Annotated in this window: 30 protein-coding genes and 1 pseudogene; 9 read left to right on the top strand and 22 right to left on the bottom strand. The window is 56.7% G+C overall.

What is annotated here, in order from left to right; genetic code table 11:
- Nucleotides 1-11: 11 nt before the first annotated feature.
- The 5 genes from pheS to thrS all read right to left on the bottom strand — a co-directional run bounded on the left by pheS (nucleotide 12) and on the right by thrS (nucleotide 4253).
- A complete protein-coding gene (gene pheS / locus KKQ10_RS26965) occupies nucleotides 12-1028 on the bottom strand; it encodes a phenylalanine--tRNA ligase subunit alpha (RefSeq protein WP_127926600.1) in 1017 nt (338 codons plus the stop codon).
- 109 nt (nucleotides 1029-1137) lie between these two features.
- Complete coding sequence (rplT, locus tag KKQ10_RS26960; RefSeq protein WP_002553161.1) at nucleotides 1138-1494, bottom strand: 50S ribosomal protein L20; 357 nt, start codon at nucleotides 1492-1494, stop codon at nucleotides 1138-1140.
- 30 nt (nucleotides 1495-1524) lie between these two features.
- Nucleotides 1525-1719 (bottom strand): 50S ribosomal protein L35, encoded by a 195-nt coding sequence (gene rpmI, locus KKQ10_RS26955; protein ID WP_002553160.1) that lies wholly within the window; start codon nucleotides 1717-1719, stop codon nucleotides 1525-1527.
- A gap of 60 nt (nucleotides 1720-1779) precedes the next feature.
- Nucleotides 1780-2331 (bottom strand): translation initiation factor IF-3, encoded by a 552-nt coding sequence (gene infC, locus KKQ10_RS26950; protein ID WP_170929410.1) that lies wholly within the window; start codon nucleotides 2329-2331, stop codon nucleotides 1780-1782.
- The gene (gene thrS, locus KKQ10_RS26945) at nucleotides 2331-4253 is read right to left on the bottom strand and encodes a threonine--tRNA ligase (protein WP_007961251.1); all 1923 of its coding nucleotides are present in this window, start codon (nucleotides 4251-4253) and stop codon (nucleotides 2331-2333) included. The genes infC and thrS overlap by 1 nt, the downstream gene beginning before the upstream one ends.
- Nucleotides 4254-4634: 381 nt before the next feature.
- Here thrS and KKQ10_RS26940 point away from each other — a divergent pair, with 381 nt between their 5' ends.
- Nucleotides 4635-4934 (top strand): hypothetical protein, encoded by a 300-nt coding sequence (locus tag KKQ10_RS26940; RefSeq protein WP_127650466.1) that lies wholly within the window; start codon nucleotides 4635-4637, stop codon nucleotides 4932-4934.
- A 292-nt stretch (nucleotides 4935-5226) separates the two neighbouring features.
- The gene (locus KKQ10_RS26935) at nucleotides 5227-5439 is read left to right on the top strand and encodes a cold-shock protein (RefSeq protein ID WP_003179963.1); all 213 of its coding nucleotides are present in this window, start codon (nucleotides 5227-5229) and stop codon (nucleotides 5437-5439) included.
- Between the two features lie 72 nt (nucleotides 5440-5511).
- On the opposite strand, the gene KKQ10_RS26930 is transcribed toward KKQ10_RS26935, so the two are convergent.
- Together KKQ10_RS26930 and KKQ10_RS26925 are read right to left on the bottom strand one after the other, a co-directional pair.
- Nucleotides 5512-5829 (bottom strand): I78 family peptidase inhibitor, encoded by a 318-nt coding sequence (locus tag KKQ10_RS26930; RefSeq protein ID WP_102356741.1) that lies wholly within the window; start codon nucleotides 5827-5829, stop codon nucleotides 5512-5514.
- A gap of 168 nt (nucleotides 5830-5997) precedes the next feature.
- Nucleotides 5998-6303: a hypothetical protein gene (locus KKQ10_RS26925; RefSeq protein ID WP_127650464.1), complete on the bottom strand. Its 306-nt coding sequence runs from the start codon at nucleotides 6301-6303 to the stop codon at nucleotides 5998-6000.
- Between the two features lie 132 nt (nucleotides 6304-6435).
- On the opposite strand from KKQ10_RS26925, the gene KKQ10_RS26920 reads away from it, so the two are divergent.
- Nucleotides 6436-6648: a hypothetical protein gene (locus tag KKQ10_RS26920; RefSeq protein WP_127650462.1), complete on the top strand. Its 213-nt coding sequence runs from the start codon at nucleotides 6436-6438 to the stop codon at nucleotides 6646-6648.
- Between the two features lie 32 nt (nucleotides 6649-6680).
- On the opposite strand, the gene KKQ10_RS26915 is transcribed toward KKQ10_RS26920, so the two are convergent.
- From KKQ10_RS26915 to KKQ10_RS26880, 8 genes are all read right to left on the bottom strand, one after another.
- Nucleotides 6681-7709 carry a nucleoside hydrolase gene (locus KKQ10_RS26915; protein ID WP_127650460.1) on the bottom strand — a complete coding sequence of 343 codons (1029 nt, stop codon included), beginning with the start codon at nucleotides 7707-7709 and terminating at the stop codon, nucleotides 6681-6683.
- 45 nt (nucleotides 7710-7754) lie between these two features.
- Entirely contained in the window at nucleotides 7755-8159 is a 405-nt protein-coding gene (gene rbsD, locus KKQ10_RS26910) for a D-ribose pyranase (RefSeq protein WP_215502827.1), read from the bottom strand.
- A complete protein-coding gene (rbsK, locus tag KKQ10_RS26905; protein WP_215502826.1) occupies nucleotides 8156-9073 on the bottom strand; it encodes a ribokinase in 918 nt (305 codons plus the stop codon). Before rbsK ends, rbsD begins: the two co-directional genes overlap by 4 nt.
- A gap of 24 nt (nucleotides 9074-9097) precedes the next feature.
- Nucleotides 9098-10117, bottom strand: coding sequence for a LacI family DNA-binding transcriptional regulator (locus tag KKQ10_RS26900; RefSeq protein WP_127650455.1), 1020 nt, complete (start codon nucleotides 10115-10117; stop codon nucleotides 9098-9100).
- 3 nt (nucleotides 10118-10120) lie between these two features.
- Nucleotides 10121-11098, bottom strand: a complete 978-nt coding sequence (locus tag KKQ10_RS26895) for an ABC transporter permease (protein WP_025111208.1) — start codon at nucleotides 11096-11098, stop codon at nucleotides 10121-10123.
- Complete coding sequence (locus tag KKQ10_RS26890) at nucleotides 11095-12648, bottom strand: sugar ABC transporter ATP-binding protein (protein WP_127650453.1); 1554 nt, start codon at nucleotides 12646-12648, stop codon at nucleotides 11095-11097. Before KKQ10_RS26890 ends, KKQ10_RS26895 begins: the two co-directional genes overlap by 4 nt.
- Nucleotides 12649-12705: 57 nt before the next feature.
- Complete coding sequence (locus KKQ10_RS26885; RefSeq protein WP_127650451.1) at nucleotides 12706-13662, bottom strand: sugar ABC transporter substrate-binding protein; 957 nt, start codon at nucleotides 13660-13662, stop codon at nucleotides 12706-12708.
- A gap of 201 nt (nucleotides 13663-13863) precedes the next feature.
- Nucleotides 13864-14319 (bottom strand): hypothetical protein, encoded by a 456-nt coding sequence (locus tag KKQ10_RS26880; protein ID WP_215502825.1) that lies wholly within the window; start codon nucleotides 14317-14319, stop codon nucleotides 13864-13866.
- 349 nt (nucleotides 14320-14668) lie between these two features.
- On the opposite strand from KKQ10_RS26880, the gene KKQ10_RS26875 reads away from it, so the two are divergent.
- The 3 genes from KKQ10_RS26875 to KKQ10_RS26865 all read left to right on the top strand — a co-directional run bounded on the left by KKQ10_RS26875 (nucleotide 14669) and on the right by KKQ10_RS26865 (nucleotide 16920).
- Nucleotides 14669-15757: an asparaginase gene (locus KKQ10_RS26875; RefSeq protein WP_127650448.1), complete on the top strand. Its 1089-nt coding sequence runs from the start codon at nucleotides 14669-14671 to the stop codon at nucleotides 15755-15757.
- A gap of 178 nt (nucleotides 15758-15935) precedes the next feature.
- Nucleotides 15936-16226: a DUF1654 domain-containing protein gene (locus KKQ10_RS26870; RefSeq protein ID WP_215502824.1), complete on the top strand. Its 291-nt coding sequence runs from the start codon at nucleotides 15936-15938 to the stop codon at nucleotides 16224-16226.
- Nucleotides 16227-16230: 4 nt separating this feature from the next.
- Nucleotides 16231-16920: an endonuclease gene (locus tag KKQ10_RS26865; RefSeq protein ID WP_127650446.1), complete on the top strand. Its 690-nt coding sequence runs from the start codon at nucleotides 16231-16233 to the stop codon at nucleotides 16918-16920.
- Nucleotides 16921-16974: 54 nt separating this feature from the next.
- On the opposite strand, the gene KKQ10_RS26860 is transcribed toward KKQ10_RS26865, so the two are convergent.
- Both KKQ10_RS26860 and KKQ10_RS26855 read right to left on the bottom strand, forming a co-directional pair.
- On the bottom strand, nucleotides 16975-17886 hold the full coding sequence (locus tag KKQ10_RS26860) for a siderophore-interacting protein (RefSeq protein ID WP_215502823.1): 912 nt from the start codon (nucleotides 17884-17886) through the stop codon (nucleotides 16975-16977).
- 86 nt (nucleotides 17887-17972) lie between these two features.
- Nucleotides 17973-18341 carry an SPOR domain-containing protein gene (locus KKQ10_RS26855; RefSeq protein ID WP_215502822.1) on the bottom strand — a complete coding sequence of 123 codons (369 nt, stop codon included), beginning with the start codon at nucleotides 18339-18341 and terminating at the stop codon, nucleotides 17973-17975.
- 250 nt (nucleotides 18342-18591) lie between these two features.
- On the opposite strand from KKQ10_RS26855, the gene csrA reads away from it, so the two are divergent.
- Complete coding sequence (gene csrA, locus KKQ10_RS26850) at nucleotides 18592-18786, top strand: carbon storage regulator CsrA (RefSeq protein WP_003179932.1); 195 nt, start codon at nucleotides 18592-18594, stop codon at nucleotides 18784-18786.
- 224 nt (nucleotides 18787-19010) lie between these two features.
- Here csrA and KKQ10_RS26845 read toward each other — a convergent pair whose 3' ends face one another.
- Nucleotides 19011-19466 (bottom strand): DUF2214 family protein, encoded by a 456-nt coding sequence (locus KKQ10_RS26845; protein WP_215502821.1) that lies wholly within the window; start codon nucleotides 19464-19466, stop codon nucleotides 19011-19013.
- Nucleotides 19467-20269: 803 nt separating this feature from the next.
- On the opposite strand from KKQ10_RS26845, the gene KKQ10_RS26840 reads away from it, so the two are divergent.
- The gene (locus KKQ10_RS26840; protein WP_353844757.1) at nucleotides 20270-20626 is read left to right on the top strand and encodes a hypothetical protein; all 357 of its coding nucleotides are present in this window, start codon (nucleotides 20270-20272) and stop codon (nucleotides 20624-20626) included.
- Here the strand turns inward: KKQ10_RS26840 and KKQ10_RS26835 are convergent.
- Together KKQ10_RS26835 and KKQ10_RS26830 are read right to left on the bottom strand one after the other, a co-directional pair.
- On the bottom strand, nucleotides 20598-21122 hold the full coding sequence (locus KKQ10_RS26835; protein ID WP_215502820.1) for a lysis system i-spanin subunit Rz: 525 nt from the start codon (nucleotides 21120-21122) through the stop codon (nucleotides 20598-20600). The two genes, KKQ10_RS26840 and KKQ10_RS26835, sit on opposite strands and share 29 nt — an antisense overlap.
- Nucleotides 21122-21544, bottom strand: coding sequence for a cell wall hydrolase (locus KKQ10_RS26830; protein ID WP_215502819.1), 423 nt, complete (start codon nucleotides 21542-21544; stop codon nucleotides 21122-21124). Before KKQ10_RS26830 ends, KKQ10_RS26835 begins: the two co-directional genes overlap by 1 nt.
- An 89-nt stretch (nucleotides 21545-21633) precedes the next feature.
- Between KKQ10_RS26830 and KKQ10_RS26825 the strand changes: the two genes are divergently transcribed.
- Entirely contained in the window at nucleotides 21634-22824 is a 1191-nt protein-coding gene (locus KKQ10_RS26825; RefSeq protein ID WP_215502818.1) for an acyltransferase family protein, read from the top strand.
- Between the two features lie 5 nt (nucleotides 22825-22829).
- On the opposite strand, the gene KKQ10_RS26820 is transcribed toward KKQ10_RS26825, so the two are convergent.
- Nucleotides 22830-23171, bottom strand: a complete 342-nt coding sequence (locus KKQ10_RS26820) for a tail fiber assembly protein (protein ID WP_215502817.1) — start codon at nucleotides 23169-23171, stop codon at nucleotides 22830-22832.
- Nucleotides 23172-23175: 4 nt separating this feature from the next.
- Nucleotides 23176-24020, bottom strand: a pseudogene (locus KKQ10_RS26815) (hypothetical protein); the annotation flags it as partial.

Here is a 24020-nt window from a genome sequence, read left to right as displayed (position 1 = left end):
ATTCGTTACGACTAGCGAAATTGCGCGAGGAACCGCAAGTCGTTGTCGAAGAACAGACGCAAGTCGTTCACGCCGTAACGGAGCATCGCCAGACGCTCGACGCCCATGCCGAAGGCAAAGCCGGAGAACTCTTCCGGGTCGATGCCGGACATGCGCAGCACGTTCGGGTGCACCATGCCGCAGCCCATCACTTCCAGCCAGCCGGTCTGCTTGCAGACGCGGCAGCCTTTACCGCTGCACATCACGCATTCCATGTCGACTTCAGCGGATGGCTCGGTGAACGGGAAGTACGAAGGACGGAAACGTACGGCCAGCTCTTTTTCGAAGAACACCCGCAGGAATTCTTCGATGGTGCCTTTGAGATCGGCGAAATTGATGTCGCGATCGACCAGCAGGCCTTCGACCTGGTGGAACATCGGCGAGTGGGTAATATCGGAGTCGCTGCGATACACACGGCCCGGGCAGACGATGCGGATCGGCGGTTGCTTGGACTCCATGGTGCGGACCTGTACCGGCGAGGTATGGGTGCGCAGCAACATGTTCGCATTGAAATAGAAGGTGTCATGCATCGACCGGGCCGGGTGATGACCTGGGATGTTGAGCGCTTCAAAGTTGTGGTAGTCGTCTTCGACCTCAGGGCCTTCGGCGATGCCGTAGCCAATGCGGGTGAAGAACTGTTCGACACGTTCCAGAGTCCGGGTCACCGGATGCAGACCACCGGAGGTCTGGCCACGGCCCGGCAACGTCACGTCAATGGATTCGGCAGACAGTTTGGCAGCCAGTTCGGCTTCTTCAAACACAGCCATGCGCGCATTGAGAACGCCTGTGACACGTTCCTTGGCAACGTTGATCAGGGCCCCGACTTGCGGACGCTCTTCTGCCGGCAAATTCCCCAGGGTCTTCATCACCTGAGTCAATTCACCCTTCTTGCCAAGGTATTGAACCCGGATTTGCTCCAGGGCATTGATATCTTCAGCGCTTTGCACAGCCTCTAGTGCTTGAGAGACCAGCGCATCCAGGTTTTCCATGTACAGACTCCAGATACAAAATAGGGGAAGAGCTTGAAGGCTCTTCCCCTATTTATGACGTTTAACACCTGGCCCCACAGAGGTGAGGCCGGGTGACTGTCGGGGGTACTTAAGCCAAGGTGGCTTTAGCTTTCTCGACAATCGCAGCAAACGCCGCTTTTTCGTTCACTGCCAGATCAGCCAGAACCTTACGGTCGATCTCGATGGACGCTTTTTTCAGGCCAGCGATGAAACGGCTGTAGGACAGACCGTTAACACGAGCACCAGCGTTGATACGAGCGATCCACAGAGCGCGGAACTGACGTTTTTTCTGACGACGGTCACGGTAGGCGTATTGGCCTGCCTTGATTACCGCTTGCTTGGCAACACGGAATACGCGAGAGCGTGCACCGTAGTAGCCTTTAGCAAGTTTCAGAATTTTTTTGTGACGTTTACGGGCAATGACGCCACGCTTTACACGAGCCATGAGTTACTTCCTCTATTCTTGATCCAAAAATTAACGAAGGCGCAGCATGCGCTCGACTTTTGCCACGTCAGACGGATGCAGCAAGCTGCTACCGCGCAGTTGACGCTTACGCTTGGTCGACATTTTGGTCAGGATGTGGCTCTTGAAAGCGTGCTTGTGCTTGATACCGTTAGCAGTTTTCAGAAACCGCTTAGCAGCACCACTTTTGGTTTTCATCTTTGGCATGTTCGGATACTCCGCATTCAGTTGATAAACATAATCAGAAGGCCTGCCGTGCCCTGTTGATTACTTCTTCTTTTTCGGGGCGATGACCATGATCAGCTGGCGTCCTTCCATCTTAGGATGCTGTTCGACCGAACCGTACTCGAGCAGGTCAGCTTCAACCCGCTTGAGGAGTTCCATCCCCAGCTCCTGGTGGGCCATCTCACGGCCGCGGAATCGCAAGGATACCTTGGCCCTGTCCCCGTCACTCAGGAAACGTACCAGGTTGCGCAGTTTTACCTGGTAATCCCCTTCCTCCGTCCCTGGACGAAACTTGATTTCTTTTACCTGAATCTGCTTCTGGTTTTTCTTCGCCGCTGCAATCTGCTTCTTCTTTTCGAAGATCGATTTGCCGTAGTCCATCACCCGGCAAACCGGTGGGACTGCGTCAGCAGAGATTTCTACCAGATCAAGCTTTGCTTCTTCAGCAATACGAAGCGCTTCATCAATCGAGACGATGCCAATCTGCTCGCCATCAGCGCCAATTAACCGAACCTCGCGTGCCGAGATATTCTCGTTGATCGGGGCTTTCGGTGCAGCTCGTTTATCTTGTCTCATTTCACGCTTAATAATAATTACTCCGAATCTGGGCGACCACGCCGGGAAACCGCTTGCGCGAGAAACTCAGCGAACTGGGCGACGGGCATCGAGCCCAGGTCAGCACCTTCACGAGTACGCACAGCGACAGTCTGCATCTCGACCTCCTTATCTCCGATAACCAAAAGATAGGGAACCTTGAGCAAAGTATGCTCGCGGATTTTAAAGCCGATCTTTTCATTTCTCAAGTCGGACTTGGCACGAAATCCGCTTTCGTTGAGAGTTTTTTCAACCTGGGCGACGAAATCTGCCTGTTTATCAGTGATATTCATGATCACTGCCTGGGTTGGCGCCAGCCACGCAGGGAACGCACCTTCGTAGTGCTCGATCAGAATCCCGACGAAACGCTCGAACGAACCGAGGATCGCACGGTGCAGCATCACCGGGTGTTTGCGGCTGTTGTCTTCGGAGACGTATTCGGCGCCGAGACGGACAGGCAGGTTGAAATCGAGCTGCAAGGTACCACACTGCCACACGCGGCCGAGGCAATCTTTCAGCGAGAACTCGATCTTCGGACCGTAGAACGCACCTTCACCCGGCTGCAGATCGTACGGCAGGCCCGCGGAATCAAGGGCTGCAGCCAGTGCCGCTTCGGCGCGATCCCACAATTCGTCGGAACCGACGCGCTTTTCCGGACGAGTGGACAGTTTCATCTCGACATCGGTAAAGCCGAAGTCGCGGTAAACGTCCATGGTCAGTTTGATGAACGCAGCGGATTCAGCCTGCATCTGCTCTTCGGTGCAGAAAATGTGGGCGTCGTCCTGGGTGAACGCACGTACACGCATGATGCCGTGCAGCGCACCCGACGGCTCGTTACGGTGGCAGGCACCGAACTCGGCCAGGCGCATCGGCAGCTCGCGGTAGCTCTTCAGGCCCTGATTGAACACCTGCACGTGGCACGGGCAGTTCATTGGCTTGATGGCGTAGTCGCGGCTTTCCGACTCGGTGGTGAACATGTTGTCGGCGTAGTTGGCCCAGTGCCCGGATTTCTCCCACAGGCTGCGATCGACCACTTGCGGGGTCTTGATCTCGAGGTAGCCGTTGTCACGCTGCACCTTGCGCATGTACTGCTCGAGCACCTGGTACAGGGTCCAGCCGTTCGGGTGCCAGAACACCATGCCCGGCGCTTCTTCCTGGGTGTGGAACAGGCCCAGGCGCTTGCCGATCTTGCGGTGATCGCGCTTTTCCGCTTCTTCGATGCGCTGGATGTAAGCCGCCAGCTGCTTCTTGTCAGCCCAGGCTGTGCCGTAAACGCGCTGCAATTGCTCGTTCTTGGCATCGCCACGCCAGTAGGCGCCGGACAACTTGGTCAGCTTGAAGGATTTCAGGAAGCGGGTGTTCGGCACGTGCGGACCGCGGCACATGTCGACGTATTCTTCGTGGTAGTACAGGCCCATAGCCTGTTCATTCGGCATGTCCTCGACCAGGCGTAGCTTGTAGTCTTCGCCACGGGCCTTGAACACTTCGATCACTTCGGCGCGCGGAGTGACTTTCTTGATGACGTCGTAATCTTTGTCGATCAGCTGATGCATGCGCTGTTCGATGGCGGCCATGTCGTCTGGCGTGAAAGGACGTTCGAAGGCGATGTCGTAATAGAAGCCTTCGTCGATGACCGGGCCGATGACCATTTTGGCCGTCGGGTACAGCTGCTTGACCGCATGGCCAACCAGGTGCGCGCAAGAGTGGCGAATGATCTCCAGCCCCTCTTCATCCTTTGGCGTGATGATTTGCAGCGTCGCGTCGCTGTCGATGATGTCGCAGGCGTCGACCAGCTTGCCGTTGACCTTGCCGGCCACGGTGGCCTTGGCCAGGCCTGCACCAATGGATGCGGCGACTTCGGCTACGGAAACCGGGTGATCGAATGAACGTTGACTGCCGTCGGGAAGAGTAATAGTTGGCATGGCGCCTCCTCTCCTAGTGGTGACCCCTACCAAAGGTCACGTGGGTTGGGATGAGCCAGTACAAGATCCGATCCAGGCCATTCAATGACGAACGCCTGCCTTACAGCGGCAGGAGCCTTGCGGCCAACCGGAAAACCGAACCAGAGTGACTGGGATTCAAATCAGAATGTTCGCACGCTGACCGCTGCCGGGGCTGAAGGCCGTCCGGAGCCTGAGAGCGCTTGAGCCCGGCATGCTAGCACAGATGAGCGGTCATCGACTCGAACGATTTGCAGCGCTGAAGATTTGTGCATTTTTGCGGCGCGAAGTGAACTTGGGATATACGCTTTGCCTCAAATAGGCTGAGAATCGTCGCCGATATCACACCAAGGAGTTTCAGACATGCGCCTTATCCGACTTTTTGCTTTCGCGGCCCCGCTGGCCCTGCTGCTGCCGCTGAGCGCCAACGCTGCGTGGCCTGCTGGCGTCAAAGACAAATACATGAACGACTGCACCAGCGCAGCCAGTAAAAGCGTCAACCCGGCCGAAGCGAACAAGCACTGCGCATGCGGCGCAGATGTTTTAGAGAAGAAATTCACCACGCAGGAAATCTCGCAACTCATGGATCCAAAAACGCCGCCAACTGCAGAACTGGGTCAGCGCGCACTGAAAGAAATCTCGGTTTGCCGAGTGCAGAAATAAGCGCTGACGATTGCTTTTTCGGGTCTGCGACAGCCTTAAAACCGCCAAAAAGACCCTGATTTCGATAATTTACGCAGGTTTTATAGCTTTTTTTACGCCCTTGAATCTCGGCTGAAAGCCTCTGAAACCGGGGCCTGCAGACATTTTAGAGACTGAAATGAATGCAATATGAAAGCAAACAGCACGTCCAGGGGGCTACCAAAGCGAACATTTCGACTATGATACCCGGGTGTGCCCAGTTGGCCTGAGCAGCACAGTACTACTGAAAATATATGTTTCTTGGAGATACACCATGTCTAATCGCCAAACCGGCACCGTTAAATGGTTCAACGATGAAAAAGGCTTCGGCTTCATCACTCCTCAAGGTGGCGGTGACGACCTGTTCGTACACTTCAAAGCTATCGAATCCGACGGTTTCAAAAGCCTGAAAGAAGGCCAGACCGTCTCCTTCGTGGCTGAGAAAGGCCAAAAGGGTATGCAAGCTGCACAAGTTCGCCCAGAGTAATTTCCCGGCGCACTAAAAAAACCCCGTCCATGTGACGGGGTTTTTTATGCCTGCAACAAAAGCTTTCTGTGATCAGCCGCAGTTGACGCGGGTGACCACCAGATTGGCGTCTGTGTTCAGGTTCAGGCGATCGGAACGATACTCCAGGGTGATCATGTCGGTCGGCTTGAGAAAGCGGGCATTTTGCGCGCCAGCCTTGGCGCGAGCTTGATCCAGCAGCTCAGGCGAAGCCTTTTTACCAATGGCAAATTCCGCTGCCTTTGCTTCACAGCGGCTATGACCGGCATCGGTCGCCACAGGATCCTTTGCCGACTCGCTGGAGGTTGTGCTGCAACCGGCCAACATGGCAACGGCCATAAGTGCACCCAGAGACGCGAACTTCAAAGGCATGAAGCCTCCTTCTTTCAAATGGTTAAGCTGAGATCGTGCGACCGCCAATCCGGCGTTTGGTTTCACAGCGAGTGCCATCACCCTGCCCCACGATCCGGAAAAACGCTGAGTCTGCCTGAACAGCGGGCAATGCATCCTCAGACAATCGTCACCGAATATTAACCAAGCTCAGTAGATGTCGATGTAGTCGAGCGGTGGATTCGGCCAGTTGTCCTTGAGCGCATTGAAAATCTGCATGACCCAGACTTCATCACTGGCCGCGACGTTGCCTACATAACCCGAACCCTTGGCCCAGGTCTCCAGCCGAAACAATAGGCCGTCAATGTCCTGGCCACCCGTCACGCCCGAAGAAATATAGGCAATCCCGCCCTTGGTCACGCGCAGCTGCGTGTGCACATCATCGCTGGCCGAGGCCAGCAACTGGCGCACCGCCTCGAGTGTCAGGCCGTCGGGGGCGTTCAAATCAATCTGCACAGCGCATTCCTTGGATCAGCCGGAAAAGACCAAGTGTCGCATAGCGGCGCGCTCATGCCTAAGTCGCAGTGCCAAACGCCCGCCAAAGTGGTTAACTCAACTCCAAGATCTTCCGATTTTTCGAGCGCCCTCATGACCACCATCAGCATCGACGCCGACATCAAAGCCAAATGGGCAGACGGACACAGCTCTTACAGCCCGGGAAACACCGAAGAACTGGCGCTGATTGGTATCGATCTATTGGTCAAAGAGTTGGGCACTGAAGCGGCCAAGCAATTCATAAAGCAGATTTTCGAGCGTTACCCGACCGAACAGGTCGACCATGAACACGCAAAGAAGGGATAAAACCCGCAGGCTGGCACCTGCGGGCGAATGATTTACTTCAGGCGTTTCAGACGCTCGGTCAGCAAGTCAAAGAAACCCTGCGCATCGCCATTTTCAACCCAAAAGGCGTTCTTGGGTGCCTTCAGGCCGTCGTACCAATCGACAATGGTCTGGCCGAAAGTCGGCCCTTCACGGCTATCGACAACGACATTCACCGAACGGCCGGTGAACAATTCTGGCTTGAGCAGGTAGGCGATGACGGTAGCGTCATGCACCGGGCCACCCGGAATACCGTAGTGTTCCATATCACCCTTGATGTACTCATTGAGAATGTCGCCCACAATCTTGCTCGCATTATTGTTGAGCGCAGCAATCTGCTTCAGGCGGGCGTCGCTGGTGAGGATCTTGTGGGTCACGTCCAGCGGCAAGTAGGTCAGTTTCACGCCGCTCTTGAGTACCACTTCTGCCGCTTGCGGGTCGGCAAACAGGTTGAACTCGGCCACCGGGGTGATGTTGCCGCCATTGAAGTGCGCACCGCCCATGATCACCACTTCCTTGATGCCCTGAACGATCTCCGGTTCCTGGATCAGCGCCAGCGCCAGGTTGGTCTGCGGGCCGAGCATGGCGATGGTGATGCTGTGCGGCTTAGCCTTTTTCAGGGTGTCGATCAGGTAGTTGACCGCATTGCCTTCGGCCAGGCCTTTTTTCGGCTCATGCACCGTAACACCCGACAGGCCTTCCTTGCCGTGGATGTTCTCGGCATAGATCGGCGTGCGCATCAGCGGCTTTGGCGCGCCGGCGTAGACCGGGACGTCCTCGCGCCCTGCCCACTCGCGAGCCAGGCGCGCGTTGCGCGAGGTCTTGTCGAGCCGCACGTTGCCGGCCACGGTGGTCAATGCGCGAATGTTCAGTTCCTCCGGCGATGCCAGGGCAAACAGCAAGGCGACCACGTCGTCAGCACCCGGATCGGTGTCGATGATCAGATCGATCTTTTCAGCGGCCTGAGCGCCGGTGGCGGAGATAAAAGACAAAAGCAGCAGACTCCGAAGCAATTGGTGCAGTTTTTGAGCGTAGCGGTGCATGGCGCATTCCTTGTGCTTATGAAAATTTAAGGGGCGAAACCCCGATTAGAAGGTAACTCCCGCCACGAGCACGATGTTGCAGTACGGCTGACATTCGCCTGTACGAACAATCGCCCGTGCCTGTCGGCTGAGTACCTTGAATTGCTCATGAGTCAGCAGATCACGCCGACCGAGGACGCCCTCTTCTTGCAACTCATCCAGCGAGCTCAACGCCGTCGGCTGCTTGTCGAGAATTTCGTTGGCCAGCACATGGCTTTCCACCTGCATCTCGCTGAGCACGACTTTCAGGGTGCTGATGAAATCCGGAACGCCGTGAGTCAGCGCCAGATCGATCAATTCAACACCCGGCGGCACCGGCAGCCCGGCGTCACCGATGACCACCATGTCGCCATGCCCCAGGGAGGCGATCAGCCGCGACAAGGCGACATTGAGCAAAGGAGTCTTTTTCATGCGGTTTTGAACGCCTGTACGTCGGACATGGTTGGAATGGAAGGTTGCGCACCGGCCCGGGTCACAGACAGCGCCGCAGCAATCTGCCCGTAACGGATGGCTTCGGCCTCGGACTTGCCACTGGCGAGCGCCGCCGCAAACCCGCCAACGAAGGTGTCCCCCGCTGCCGTGGTATCGACCGCTTTCACTTTGAGTGCCGAAAAATGCTCGAACCCCTGTCCATTGGCGAACAGCAAGCCTTGCGCACCGAGGGTGATGATGACTTTGCCTGCGCCCATGGCAATCAGGTGGCTGGCCGCGCTTTCAGCGGTTTCCAGCGAATCCACTGGCAACCCGCTCAACGCAGCGGCTTCGCTTTCGTTGGGAATCAGGTAGTCGATCGCCGCAAACCAGTCTGCCGGCAGCGGACGACTGGCCGGTGCCGGGTTGAGGATCACTGTCTTGCCCAGCTCACGCGCACGCTTGAGCGCATGGCCCACCGTTGCATCCGGAATCTCGAGCTGACAGATCACCACATCGGCGGCCTGTAGCACGGCATCAAAGCGGTCAATCACCCCAGGCGTCATCGCACCGTTGGCGCCGGCGACAATCACAATGGCGTTCTGACTGTTGTCGTCCACGACGATCAGCGCCACCCCACTGGAATCCTCCACCGTGCTCACCGCCCGGCAATCGATCTGCTCGGCCAGCAATGCGTCGCGCAATTGCACCCCGTAATCATCGTTGCCAACACAGCCGACCATCGCGACCTGTGCACCCAGGCGCGCAGAGGCCACCGCCTGATTGGCGCCCTTGCCGCCGGACACCGTGGCAAAGGAATGACCGATCAGCGTTTCACCGCCCTTGGGCAGCCGCGGTGCCCGGGTCACCAGATCCATGTTCAGGCTGCCTATTACCACTACATTTGCTGGCATACATCGCTACTCGTCAATTCGGTTTCAGCGGTACTCGGTGAATACGCCGGACAGCGGCGCAGTCGATTCGCGCAAGACAATACTCGGGGTCACGATCCGTTGATCGGTGACCAGGCTCGGGGTGGCAATTCTTCGCAGCAACACTTCGGCAGCCATCTCCCCCAATTGCAAGATCGACTGGCCGACTGTGGTCAGCGCCGGGTACACATAACGGCTCATCTGGATATCGTCGAAGCCGATCACCGACAGCTCGCTCGGCACCCGCACATTGCGCTCGGCCGCCGCACGGAGCACGCCGATACCGATCATGTCGTTACCGGCGAAAATCGCGCTCGGTGGGCGGCTTTCGAGCAGGATCGCTGCTGCGTTGTAGCCGCCGGTGCTGGTGAAATCGCTTTCCAGCATGCGCTCCGGGCGCACCTTGATGCCCGCCTCCTTCAATGCCCGGCAAAAACCGGCCTGACGCATTTGCGCCACGCTGGTACTCGACGGACCGCCGATGGTGGCGATGTCGCGATGCCCCAGCTCCAGCAGGTGCCGGGTCGCCAGATACGCGCCATATTCATGGTCGATGCGCACCAGATCCGCATCCACGCCTTCCAGCCCCCGGTCGACAATGACCATCGGCGTTTTCACGCCAGCCAACCCTTGCGCCAGGCCGATGTCGCCACCGGCGGAAGCGACGATCAGACCGTCGATGCGTTTCTCCAGCAGCACTCGTAAATAGCTGCGCTGTTTTTCCGGGTTGTCGTCAGAGTTGCAGAGGATCACGCAGTAGCCGTTACGCTCGCAGTAATCCTCGATACCCCGAGCCAACTCGGCAAAATACGGGTTTAGGCTGTTGGGCACCAATAAGCCAATGGTCGCAGTGGTCTTGGCTTTCAGCGAGCGCGCCACGGCACTGGGCACGTAGTCGAGGCTTTTGATGGCCGCCTCGACCTTCAGCCGCACTTCCTGGCTGACCGGGCGCGTCTTGTTCACCACATGCGAGACGGTCGTGTAGGAAATCCCTGCGAGCGCCGCCACATCCTTGATCGTTGCCATGACTTAGCCCCGTCGACTGGCGCGTTGACTGCGATAGGTATCAAGCACGACCGCGATGACAATCACCGCGCCGGTGATGATGCGTTTGGTGGGCTCAGTCGCACCGATTTGCGCCAGGCCGGCAGCCAGTACCGAGATGATCAACACACCAAAGAAAGTACTGATCACCGAGCCGCGCCCGCCCATCAGACTGGTCCCGCCGATGACCACGGCAGCGATCACTTGCAGCTCCAGGCCGGAGCCGGCATTCGGATCTGCCGCTTCCAGACGGGAAATCTGGAACAGTGCGGCGATGCCGGCCAGCAACCCCATCAGGCTGAACACCAGAATCTTGTACGGTTTGGGGTTGATCCCGGCCAGACGCACGGCCTCTTCGTTGGTGCCGATACCGATCAGGTAGCGCCCGAACACCGTGCGAGTCAGAACGGCCTGCGCAATGAAGATCACCAGCAAGGCAATGATGAACGACGGCGAAATACCGAAGGCGATCGGGTTCGACAGCCAGGCAAACGAGTCACCGATGTAGGCGGTGCGCGAACCGGTCATCTGGTACGCCAGGCCCCGCGCCATTTCCAGCACACCCAGCGAAACGATGAACGACGGAATCCGCCACGCCACGGTGATCGACCCGGTGACCGTACCGGCCAGTGCCGCCACCGCCATGCCGAGCAACGCGGCCGGCAACACGCTCCAGCCCCAACCGAGAATCGCCACGCTGACCGTCGAGGCGGCAAGCGCCAGCACCGAACCCACCGACAGATCGATGCCGCCAATGATCAACACGAAGGTCATGCCCACCGCCAGCACCATCAGATCGGGGATCTGGTTGGCCAGGGTGCTGAAGGTGTTATAGGACAGAAAGTGGCTGCTCATCACCGAGAACAGCGCCACCATCGCCAACAAGGCACCGGCCAGGCCCAGATAGGTGCCCAGACCGTAGAAATTGCCACTACGTTTGCCGGCAGAAGATGCAGTTTTCATGGGAGTTCCCTAGGCGCCGCTTCATTGAGCAACGCATCACGTTTTTGGTAGCCGGCGAACGCGGCGGCAAGCAAATCATCCTGAGTCCAGCTGTCGCGCTCGAAGGTATCGATCAAACGCCCTGCCGACAGCACACCGATCCGGTCGCAGATCAGCATCAGCTCGCGCAGGTCACTGGAGACCACCACCAGCGCCTTGCCCTGACGCGTCAACTCGCCAAGCAAGGCATAGATGTCGAACTTGGCACCCACGTCGATGCCACGGGTCGGCTCGTCAAACAACAGCACCGAACAATCGCGCTCCAGCCAGCGACCGATCACCACTTTCTGCTGATTGCCGCCGGACAGTTCCGACACCAGCTGGGTGGGGCTCGAACTGCGGATGCGCATGGCATCGATCTGGCGCTGCGCCAGGGAGGTTTCGTCGCTGTTATTGACGATCCCGGCCCTGGAAATTTCCGGCATGTTGCCCAAGGCGATGTTGGCGCTGATCGACTGACTGAGCAGCAGGCCTTCGCCCTTGCGGTCTTCGGTAATCAAGGCAATGCCATGGTTCACCGCATCAACCGGGGAACGCACACTGACCACCTGCGCCGGCGAACCCAAAGCGATCGTGCCGCTGTCGGCCAGATCGGCGCCGAAAATCAGCCGCAGCAATTCCGTGCGTCCGGCCCCGATCAGCCCGGAAATCCCGAAGATCTCGCCGGCACGCACTTCGAAGGAAACATCGCGCACCTTGTCGGAGCGGGTCAGCCCCTTGACCGTCAGGGCCGGCGCACCAATCTTGCGTGGACCCATGTCGATGTGTTCGCCCAGTTCGCGACCGACCATCAAGGTGACCAGTTGCTCACTGTTGTAGTTGGCCATCGGCTCGACGCAGACCAGATTGCCATCACGCAGCACGGCAATGCGTTGCGCGACTCGCGCCAGCTCTTCAAGACGATGGGAGATATAGATGATCGAGACACCGCGCGCCTGCAAGCGAGTGATCTGCTCGAAGAGCATTTCCACTTCACGGGCGGTGAGCATCGCCGTTGGCTCATCAAGAATCAGCACATGGCAATCGCCGATCAGGTTGCGCGCGATCTCGACCATCTGCTGATGCCCGATACCCAGCTCGCCGACCAGAGTGTCTGGATCGATGGCATCGAGGCCGACCTGAGCCATGGCTTCGATAGCAGCTTTGCGCAATTGCTTGCGGCTGATCCAGCCACCGTTGCTCGGCAGATTGTCGAGAAACAGGTTTTCCGCCACCGACAGGGTCGGCAACAGATTGAGTTCTTGCATGACCATGCGCACGCCCAGCTCTTCAGCCTGGGTACGGCTGCCCGGGCGGTAGTCCTTGCCCTGAAACTGCATCTGGCCCGTGGTTGGCGTGACCAGACCACCGATGATCTTGGACAGCGTGCTTTTACCGGCACCATTTTCGCCGGTCAGCGCCAGCACTTCACCGCGCATCAGCGTCAAGTCGATGCCTGTGAGCACCGGTTGCGCATAGGTCTTACCGATACCGCTGACCGAGAGGACAGCGTTCGGGGCGGAAACTGACATAAAAAACTCTCCATGCGCTCGCCCGGACGGACGAGCGCCGTTGTGTCGCCAGAAGACTTACTGGGTGACCAGCTCGACCGGCGTTTCGATCACGCCATTGACACCGCTGTCGACTTTCTCGCCCTTGAGGATTTTCAGTGCGGTCTGGATACCGAACACCGCCTGCTTGGCGGCGAACTGATCGGCAGTCGCCAGTACACGGCCATCCTTGAGCATCGGTTTGATGGCGTTGATGTTGTCGTAGCCGACCACTTGCACCTGCCCCGCCTTGCCGGCAGCACGCACCGCAGAAACGGCGCCGACGGCCATGCTGTCGTTACCCGCCAGCAGTGCTTTTACATCCGGGTATTCGCTGAGAATCGACGCGGCAACCTTGTTGCCCTTGTCGATCTCCCAGTCACCGGATTGCAAAGAGACCACCTTGATCTGCGCCGCCTCCATTGCATCCTTGAAGCCTGCGGTGCGCTGCTGGGCGTTGGTGGTGGTGGACACGCCTTCGATAATGCCGACTTCGTCACCGGCCTTCAGTTTCTTGGCCAGGTACTCACCGACCAGACGCGCACCCTTGCGGTTGTCCGGGCCTACGAATGGCACGCTGATGTTCTTGCTTTTGACGATCTGCGGGTCGAGCTGGTTGTCGATGTTGATCACGGTGATACCGGCATCGACGGCTTTCTTGATCACCGGCACCATGGCCTTGGAATCGGACGGTGCGATGACCAGCGCATTGACTTTCGCCAGAATCATTTGCTCGACGATACGGGTCTGGCCAGCGGTATCGGTCTCGTCCTTGATGCCGTTGGAGATCAGGTCGAAATCGGCGGAGTGTTCTTTCTGGTAGGCCTTGGCGCCATCTTCCATGGTCAGGAAGAATTCGTTGGCCAGGGATTTCATGACCAGCGCGACTTTGGGTTTTTCCGGGGACTCGGCGAAGGCCGAAGAGACAGGTAGTGCGGCGGCTGCAGCAGCCAGCATAGCGACAGCAAGAAGACGTCCAGCAAATGGCAGCTTCATGGGTTCACTCCGATCTTATGATTATTGTGAGCAACGCTCGCGCTGGCGTAAGCTTGATCGCTTTCTTCCGGGCAATACTGCATCGGGAAAGCCGCGCAAACGTTTGCGTAGACCGAACTATGCGAATCCAGCCGACGTTTGTCAACAATCAGAAATCGGTATTGATTACGGGGCGTATCCGCCGATTCGCCCCTTCGATGCTCACGCCGTGGTGTTGACCATGCTGCCGCTGGTGGAACCCTTGGACATTTCCTTGAGCAGCGCAGCCGAGACCTCCATCAGCGCCCCGCTGGTTTGCGCGATCTGCCCCTGAATGGACATGACTGCCTGCGACTTGGCCTCCGGTGTCGGATAGCTCGCAGCCTGAGCCGCCGCCAGTTGCTGTTGTTGCTCCTGCAGTTGCTTTTGCAGCTCCTTCATCCGCTTGAGCAACATTTTGACGGTGACGTTCAGGCTATCGCCGCTGTCAGCGCTATCAGCCTTGTTGGCTTCTTGCGCAGGACCACCGGTTCTGACCTCTTTGCTCGGTTCCTTTTCGACGCCCAGCGCTTCGGCAGAAGCATCCGCTTCCGCCTGATTCATCGCCTTGATCGTCGCGGCGGTTTTACCGCCAATGGTGACTGCGCCGGGATTTGAAAGACCGATCGTCAGTGACATGTGAACTCCCTAAATTAGCGTTTCCTTGAACACCCATCGGCCTGCAGACGGGTTTCTTTAGCAGAAAAACTGAAACCGGCAAGCTGTTTCGTTCGCCAGGAGCTGTAGTCCCTTTCGGTAAGCCGAACGCGAAAGCTTCCAATGTTCGGAAACCCGGATGAGCGATGCGTCCCTTGGTTTGCCAGCTTATAAAAACTTGATATAAATCATGAGGTTAAACATTTCTCTGAAGCAAAGTACGGCTGGTACAGATCCTGCTCCCTAGCCTGCACCCCGAGCATTCAGATGGGCTCGGGGCGCATCTAGATGAACCTGCATCAGCACCGTCTCACTACTAGAGAGAAAAATAATGAAATCTGCTTTCAACACCTTGGTACCGGGCGCTTTGGCCCTCCTCCTGCTCCTGCCGACCGCTCTTCAGGCTAAAGAAGTCGAAACCCAGACCAAACTCGCCAACGTCGTGGTACTCGCCACGGGTGGCACCATTGCCGGCGCTGGCGCCAGCGCGGCCAACAGTGCCACTTATCAAGCAGCCAAGGTCGGCGTTGAACAACTGATCGCCGGCATCCCGGAACTGAGCAAACTGGCAAATGTGCGTGGCGAACAAGTCATGCAGATCGCCTCCGAAAGCATCACCAATGACAATCTGCTGCAACTGGGCCGTCGCGTGTCCGAACTGGCCGATAGCAAGGACGTCGATGGCATTGTCATTACCCACGGCACCGACACCCTGGAAGAAACCGCCTACTTCCTGAACCTGGTCGAGAAGACCGACAAACCGATCATCGTGGTCGGCTCGATGCGTCCGGGCACCGCCATGTCGGCGGACGGCATGCTCAACCTGTATAACGCCGTTGCCGTCGCCAGCAGCAAAGAAGCGCGCGGCAAAGGCGTGCTGGTGACCATGAACGATGAAATCCAGTCCGGTCGCGACGTCAGCAAGATGATCAATATCAAGACCGAGGCGTTCAAAAGCCCTTGGGGTCCGCTGGGCATGGTGGTTGAAGGCAAATCCTACTGGTTCCGCCTGCCAGCCAAGCGTCACACCATGGATTCGGAATTCGACATCAAAAACATCAAGAGCCTGCCTGACGTAGAAATCGCCTATTCCTACGGCAACGTCGACGACACTGCCTACAAGGCTCTGGCCCAGGCCGGCGCCAAAGCCATCATCCATGCCGGTACCGGCAATGGTTCGGTATCTTCGCGCGTAGTGCCAGCCCTGCAGGCCCTGCGTAAAGATGGCGTGCAGATCATCCGCTCGTCCCACGTCAACGCCGGGGGTTTCGTCCTGCGTAACGCCGAACAGCCTGACGACAAGTACGACTGGGTTGTCGCTCACGATCTGAACCCGCAAAAAGCCCGCATCCTGGCCATGGTCGCCCTGACCAAAACCAACGACAGCAAAGAGCTGCAACGGATGTTCTGGGAATATTGATTGACCCTCGCCTGACCCTTTCCGGGTCGGGCAGCTTGCTCACCACTCGCCCGCGCGGCGGGTGGTACTGCCACCTACGCTGAGCGCGACTTTTTCGCACAAAATAATCGACCCGACTTACACCAAAACCGGAAAAGCGCTGTCAGAGGATTTTCTTGAATTTTAAGCAGTTGCGAAAATGCTTACAGTTAAATACTGTATGCACGTACAGCTTAATAAGGATAACCTCGTGGCCACCACTCCTGATGCTCCTGACGCTTACGAACGCATGGGCATGCGCGTTCAGAAAATCATCAATTCTCCCACCGCACAAAAAGCCAAAGCCGCACTGATCTTCCGTCTGCCGGACGAGCCGATGGATGCCTGGGAGCAACTGCTCGAGGAAATCGACGAGAACGACAACGTCACACTCGCCTATCGCGACGATGGCGGCGTGCAGATTTTTTGGGTTGTGCCGAAGGAAGATTGATTCAATGAGTGTCCGCTGTTTTGCTTTGCTGTTGCTGTTCATCGCGTGTGGTGCCCAGGCCGGTGCGCCTCGCACCTTTACCGAAGCCAAGAAGGTCGCCTGGAAACTGTATGCGCCACAATCCACCGAGTTTTACTGCGGGTGCAAGTACACCGGCAACAAGGTGGACTTGAAGGCTTGCGGCTACGTGCCGCGCAAAAATGCCAAGCGCGCTTCGCGCATTGAATGGGAACACATTGTGCCGGCGTGGGAGTTCGGCCATCAGCGCCAATGCTGGCAGTCGGGCGGGCGCAAGAACTGCACGCGCTATGACCCGGGCTATCAGAAAGCCGAAGCCGACCTGCATAACCTGGTGCCGAGCATCGGCGAGGTCAACGGTGACCGCAGCAACTTCAGCTATGGTTGGCTACCGGTGCAATCCGGCCAATACGGTTCCTGCCTGACCCAGGTCGACTTCAAGGCCAAAAAGGTCATGCCCCGCCCGTCGATTCGCGGCATGATCGCTCGCACCTACTTCTACATGAGCAAGCAGTACGGTTTGCGCCTGTCGAAACAGGATCGGCAGCTATATGAGGCATGGGACAAGACTTACCCGGTGCAAGACTGGGAACGCCAGCGCAACCAGAGCGTGGCGTGCGTGATGGGACGCGGCAATGAGTTTGTCGGCCCCGTGAATCTGAAAGCCTGCGGTTGATTGTCCCACTAAAAGAAAAGGCCTCGAACGTGGTGTTCGAGGCCTTTTTTGTGCCTAGCTGCCTGGCTTGTTGTGGCGCCAATACCCCATCAGGTTGAGCGAGTCGCGCGGGATCCCGCACACCTTGATCAGGTACTTGCGCAGTTGCATGACCGCCGCGCTTTCTCCGGCAATCCAGCCATAGAATCCTTCAGGGGCGGTATTGGCGATCTCCCAGAGAATGTCTTTGTCGATATCGACCTCAGCCAGTTCGGCAGCCTGACCGACTGATGGATCATCGGCCGGCAGGAAGGCTTGCTGCACCGCCTGCACCATCAGCGCTCCAGCGAAGGTTGCCGGCGCCTGATCACGAACCAGCCACTGCACCGACAGCCCAGGCCAGTCTGGCACCGGGAGCATGTCTGGCACGCTGTCCACTTCAAAGTACGCCTGAGTCCGGGGCGGTTCGGCCATGGCGGCCAACTCTTCGAGAATGCCCATGGCTGCCGGCAATGCCGTGGCATCGGCCACCAGCAACACCTGCCTGAGCACCTGCGGTGGCTTCCATTCGAACCCGCCAGCGTCCTGTGCCGAGAAACCGCTGTCGGGAGCGAGAATCTGCATCGACGCGCCCGGCTGCGCATGCAGCGCCCAGCGCGAAGCGGGACCGGTCTCGCCATGCAGGACAAAATCGATGTCGACTTCGCCTTGTTCGGCGCGCAAATGACGGAGGGTGTAAGTTCGCATTGCCGGTCGACGGCTCGCGAGCATCGAACGAAAACGCGCGTACCAACCCTCCTCCTGCGCGAGCCTTGCAGGCGATCCGTCTTCGGCAGGGAAGAACAATTTGACACGCTGGTCCGGCGCCCAGGTGGCCATGCCGCTGATCGAAGGGTCGGCGAGCGTGATCCGCATCATGTGCGGACTTACCAGCGTCTTGCGGTGCAGAACCGCATTGAAGAGCTTGTAGGGAGCGATGGAAGCCATGCGGAGCTCCTGCAAAAAATCGTGATTGACTCGTATAAGACGAGTCGCCTGCGATCTCCTTTAGGCCGCTCCGCCGAATGTGCTGCTTACGGTGCGAGCGGATGCTCCACGATCACCGACTCGACGTTCTGTTTCTTGGCCTTCACCAACGCTGCATCCACTTGCACCTTGCGCGCTTCAGCCTCGGCCTGGGAGCTGAACGGGCCAATCAGGATCCGCGTCTTGCCGCTGCTGTCCTTGATCACGGTCGGCACGAAAGCGTGCTCGATCAACCAGCCACTCAGGTCGCTGACAGCCTGAGGCGTTTCGCCGCGTACTTCGAGGTCCCACTGCGGAGCGGACGCAGCCGCAGGTGCGGCCGCAACGGCCGTTTTCGGCTTCTGCACGTCTACACTCTTGCCTTCACCACATCCTGCCAATGCCAGTGCCGCGACCATCCAGACCAATTTGCGCACAACGCTTTCCTCGAAAATCTCAAAGCGGCGATCTTAACATTCATAAATACTTCGCGAGGCCCGCAAAATGGGCACAAAACAACGAGATTGATGATTGCAGCCTCTGTATAGTTACGCCCTGGGAATTAATGCCGCATCTGCACGTCAGAAAGAGGCACCCAAACCGTGAGACTTCGCACTAATCTATACGTACCACCGACCTCTGCACTGTCTGAATCAGGTGCCCTACAAAGCAATCAAGGAGAAGACCATGCTGATACTCACCCGCAAAGTCGGTGAAAGCATAAACATTGGTGATGACATTACGATCACCATCCTCGGCGTAAGCGGTCAGCAAGTCCGCATCGGCATCAACGCCCCGAAAAACGTTGCCGTACACCGTGAAGAGATTTATCAGCGCATTCAGGCTGGCCTGACCGCCCCGGACAAGCCACAAACTCCCTGAGCCGCATCGCAGTCAGTAGCCAGTTCGTTTGCTCTGCGTAATGACTGGCTAAAGATTCACGCGCCGTACTTGCCATACGCGCCCCAGTCCACTGGGCACGGCGCCTGATACACCCTCCCCTGCGCTTCATTCGCCTCCCTCCCCCTCTTGCAGCGCGATACTACCTGCGGCTGCCCAGCCTGGCTGTCAGACATTTCCGAGAGAACACAGAGAATTGCTCCCTGTTAGCCGAACGTCACGCCTCGCGCCATGCCGGTGGCTGCAATCACCATCAGCACCAACAGCAGCGCCTCGACGTGACTGATCCGCGCATACAGCTTTGCACGTCCGGTATCGAGCGCCTTGCCTCGCGATAATGCGATCCGCCATTTGACCAGCGTGATCATCGGCGCCAGCTCTATCAGCAGAATCAGCACGAACAGCGTCATCTTCAAATGAAACAGCGGTTGATGCAGATAGTAGTCAGCGCCCTTTTCAAAGCCGCCGAAAGCGCGCATGCCACCGGTTACCAGCAACACCAGCGCGGCAATCCCCCATAGATTATCGGCAAGCAAAACCTGCCTCGCTTCGCCGACACCAGCAGCCAGACGACTGAACGCCGTGCCACGGGTCAACACAGCCCAGAAGCCCAAGGCAAAAGCCAGTAGATGGACAGCAGCAAGAAACCAGTGAACCAGCATCGACGAACTCCTTTGAGAAAGCCCTGGAAAACGCCAGTCAGTAGTAGTCGAAAAAACTCGGTTACGCCTGCACACAATGGTGGGGCTGGAAGGCCTCGCGCAGGAAGCAGGGAAACAGAAAGCGCGATTCGCCAAATCGCAGGCAAAAAAAATCCCAAGCAGCTGATGGAAGCTTGGGATTTAAAAATGCATAAACCGTGGTGGTGAACGCGGGGCGAATGTTACTGAAGTTCACGATAAGCAACAACATTTTTTTGATAACCGACCGGTTAAAAATACCGGTAACCCCTTAAATATCCACACTTTTTTAACGGATCAAAAAAAGGAAAGAAAATTATATGAGCAGGCCGTGTTATTTCGAAACACGCTAAGCGCTCAGGGTAACGACAGATGCGAAGGCGTCGATGAAAGCGACTGGAGCAAGGCCTTGGGTAAATCGCAGACAACAAAAAAGGGCCCACCTCTCGGTGAGCCCTTCTAGACCGCCCAGCAGAGCGGATTTTGTTTGGTAGGCGCGATTGGACTCGAACCAACGACCCCCACCATGTCAAGGTGACTTCTGAATGCACGTAAGTCTCTGATACTAAAGGGAAACAGCCATAAATTCACAGGGTAAAAAATCGCCCTTACCACCTATAATAATCAACAACTTAGCGCTGTATTTTCCTACAGTGTTTCACCCTTCCCCGGCGTCCTGCCGACGAAAACCAATCCAGAATCCTACAGCTCGTCGCCTCACCCTCGCCCACCTTCTGCGCCTCGATTACTGTATATCCAAACAGTACACAGCAAAGGCGCCATCCGTGGATCCCCTCTATATAGAAGAAACCGACGACTGGCTCGGATGCCCGACGCCGCTCGAAACTTGCCGGCACCAGCTCGCCCTCTACGAAAATGAGTTCGAGGAACTGAACCTGCAGCTGCGCCAAGCCAGGGAGCGGATATTCAAACTCGTCGAGATGAACGATGAATTGTCTGCTGGCAAAGCCAAAGCAGAAGCCGCACTCAAGAAATCTGCAGCTGATGCTGCGCGACTCCAAAGCGAACGAGGCGAACTACTTGGACAGGTGAACAGCCTTATGCGCGTGTCCGATCAGCGTGACTACCTCTTCCTTGAGAATCAGCGCCTGCTCATGGAGGCGCGTGAGCGGGAGAGCTGACAGCCTTCACATATGCTTGGCACGCCTGCAGCGCGATCAATCCCCGGTCGCCGATGTCGGTGATGGCGATAATTCGTTGAGCATGCGCTGGGTCAAGTCGGGCGCGTACGGCTGCATGATCCACGCCGCCGGCACCGGCGGTGGCTGGCACCCCACAGCCTTTGGCAGCGTCGGTTGTGTCGAGGAGGACTGACAACCGCAAATCAGAAGTGGCAAGACGATCGCGCAGGCGATCTTGGTCACGTTGGGCATCGGTCATTTTCCTGAAGTGGGTTTGCTCACTGGCCGCCAGCCGCTGCTCGAGCGCCAGCCGTTTGTCCTGCTCGGTCTGCTGCGCGGTGGCGGCGGCCTGGGTTAGTTGATTGAGGGCTTCGGCGTGCTGCTGGGCTTGCTGGGCCAATTGCTTCCCGTAGCGCCAGTCCTGAAACTGCCAGGCGCTGCCGGCACCGATCAGCACCAGCACCACTGCGCCCACCGTCTTCCACGGAACGACCATCACGGCACATCCTTGAAGAAGACGTGCCCGCCCAGCTTGAGGGTCTGCTTCGCCTTCGCCGCCCAAGCTGGCGCCTCGATGCTGGTGGCGTAGTAATGCGTGGCGCCGCCGGTGGGATCTGGCACCTTGCCGTCGATCACCTGGTCAGCAGCGATCCGACATTGCGCCAGCTCGCGAAACGGGATTTCCTTCACGCCAATCAGGAACTGATAGTTCGGGTCGGTCTTGTTCCAGCAGCTGAACTGATACGGCTTCTGGCAAACGCCGGCATAGCCCTCGCCCCACCAAGACTTTTCCTTTCCATCAAACACACGGTTGTGGATCGTCCAGGCCACGGCCACTTGGCCGGCCGTCCCTTCGCCGCGAGCCTCGCCCCAGATTGTGCGAGCGAGGATGTCGCGGTCTTTTTCGGTTACAGGCATCACTATTCTCCAGGTAAAAAAATACCCGCTCAGTGGCGGGCAGCTATTGGGTATGTATTCAAGTCCATTTCGGATAAAGCGCGTTTTGAGTGGAATATCAGGACATTCACCGATACAATCCCGCGCTTATTTTTTACTTTTTTAACGCTGTTTATTTTGCGGGGCCCGAAATGAAAAAAAATAACGAATTAGAAGTATTAAGGGCGATAGGGATAATTTTCGTAATCATCGCCCATCTACCTTTTCTGCTTCCAGCAATGCCAAACTCATTAAAAGTTTTGAATACCTATGTGAGCTTCTGGCCGGGCGTTGATATATTTTTCGCCGTTTCCGGATTCGTGATAACAAAAAGCATCAGAGACCAGCTATCAACATCCAACACCAATGAATACTGGTCAGGAATTAAAGCCTTTTGGGTAAGAAGATTTTTCAGACTAATACCAGCTTCATGGTTCTGGCTTTTCACCAGTATATTTCTCGCTGCCACACTTTACCAATTTGGTTATTTCAAAACAGTTTCCGCAAACACTAAAGAGACCATCGCACAAATATTCTACGTGCAAAATTGGTTCGCCTATTATTGCTCTCATGGGTTTTCAGAATGCGGAATAAATGGAAAATATTGGTCTCTATCTCTTGAAGAGCAATTCTACATTGCGCTACCGATTGTTTTTTTCTTTATAAAACGCCACCGCATTGCCTTCTGCTTGGCTGCCATCGCCCTACAGTTTCCGCTACAGCGCGAGATTGGCTCAGCTCTTTGGTACGTCAGGACTGACGCAATTCTTTGGGGGGTCATCGTTGCATTGGCCTACGACGCCCCAATTATGAAAAAGCTCACACCAACTTTCATGAAATTTGCTCCCGTTAGAATAATCATCGCCTCCGCGCTGGTCGCATCAATACCGGCGATGGGGCTTGGTACAATTGCTTCATTCCACACCGGCCTCATCGCAGCCGCCTGCGGAGTAATCGTCTGGCTAGCGTCCTACGACCAGGGATTTTTTTCCTCATCTATTAAGAATAATCCAGTTGTTCTTTGGATTGCCTCACGCTCTTATTCCCTTTACCTCATTCATGGAATAGGTTTCAGGCTCGTTTCGCACTCGCTACAGTCGATCTACGACCGAGAGCTTAATGGAGGCGATATCATTATGGTTGCCGTTCTATCATCGATCCTTTGCGCGATCCTAGCGGATCTCTCCTACAGACTGCTTGAAAAACGCTTTATTGCTCGCGGCCGGACAGCATCCGATAAAATTATCGGAGCAACCGCATAACTTTATTAATCCACCGGAGCTAATGGCCAGTCTGGCTGTTCTGGCCAGCCCATTCGCTCCGGAGTTTTACCAAGTGCACTGCGGTACTTCTTCCAGGCTTTCAGCCTAGCCAAGTTCTCCTCCGATATCTCTTCGATATCAAAATCGTCCTGCAGAGGCTGAATGATACTGCCGGCGGCTTCCATGCGGGCAGAGAGTTCACTTCTGTTTTCTCGTTCTCTTTCGATCCTCGCCAGGTTATCAATCAACCATTGAGGAATCTGCTCAACGAATGTTTCACCGTCTAGCACTCCACGATCTTCTGTGTAAGGCGCCCACGAAACTTCTGTGATCACAAATCCATTCATATGCTTACCGCTCCGCACTGTAACCGACAATGTCAAAGTTCGCGCTTCCACCAGACGAGGAAAGGAAAAACACAAAACTAAGGTTTACTAGAGGAAGTCTGAGCACTTGCCGGGTTGAGCTATCGATTCCTCTGATAGGCAGGTACTGAAACTCATAATCGGTAATCCAGATAACCGGCCCCCCACTGCCAGCCGTAGCGTTATGACAGCTAACCAATGCACTTTTGGCGATGGGCGGCACAATCGTTATCAGATAGACGGTGTAAGGGTTTGTCGACGAATTACCAGCAACGACGCGATATGGTGACGCATTCAAGGTGTTACGGTATTCCAAAAGGTCGCCGTTTTGTACCGTTTTCAGAAAGTTACCTCCGCTACCAGTTCGAACCGAAAAAAGGAATCGCCTGCTCGGATCTCCGGATTTTTGCCGGGCTGTGCCCCCGTTGTAGGTGTCGGCAATTGTTGAACTCAGTTCGAGAGTAGGAGTGCCGGCATTGCTGTAGAGGTACAGGTAGTAGAAGGTGTCAGCTGCCAGGCTCCCGCTGGCGATGCTGATAGTGAGCGTGTTTGCGACTTCAAGTGGCCGGCTAAGCCCCGGGATGTACGCCGCGCCGGGGGAAATGCTGAGTTGTGTGCCGGACACCCATGTGAAGTTGAGCCCCTCGATGTAGCCTTTCGATACCCCGCCCTGCGCAACGGTGAGAGCCTTGGTTACGGCATTAAGTTCGGTGATGTCGCTGTTGGCACCACTCTTCGCGGCAGCCAGACCAGCTCGTGCTGTTGGCTGGTCATTGCCACCGGTGCCGCCTTTTTCGACGGGTAAAATCTCATAATTGCCGGTAGTGCCCA

The organism is Pseudomonas sp. MG-9 (genome assembly GCF_018729515.1).
Classification (GTDB): Bacteria; Pseudomonadota; Gammaproteobacteria; order Pseudomonadales; family Pseudomonadaceae; genus Aquipseudomonas; species Aquipseudomonas serboccidentalis.
Note: the sequence above shows the minus strand (reverse complement) of the source record. Positions and strands in the feature narration are given on the sequence as shown.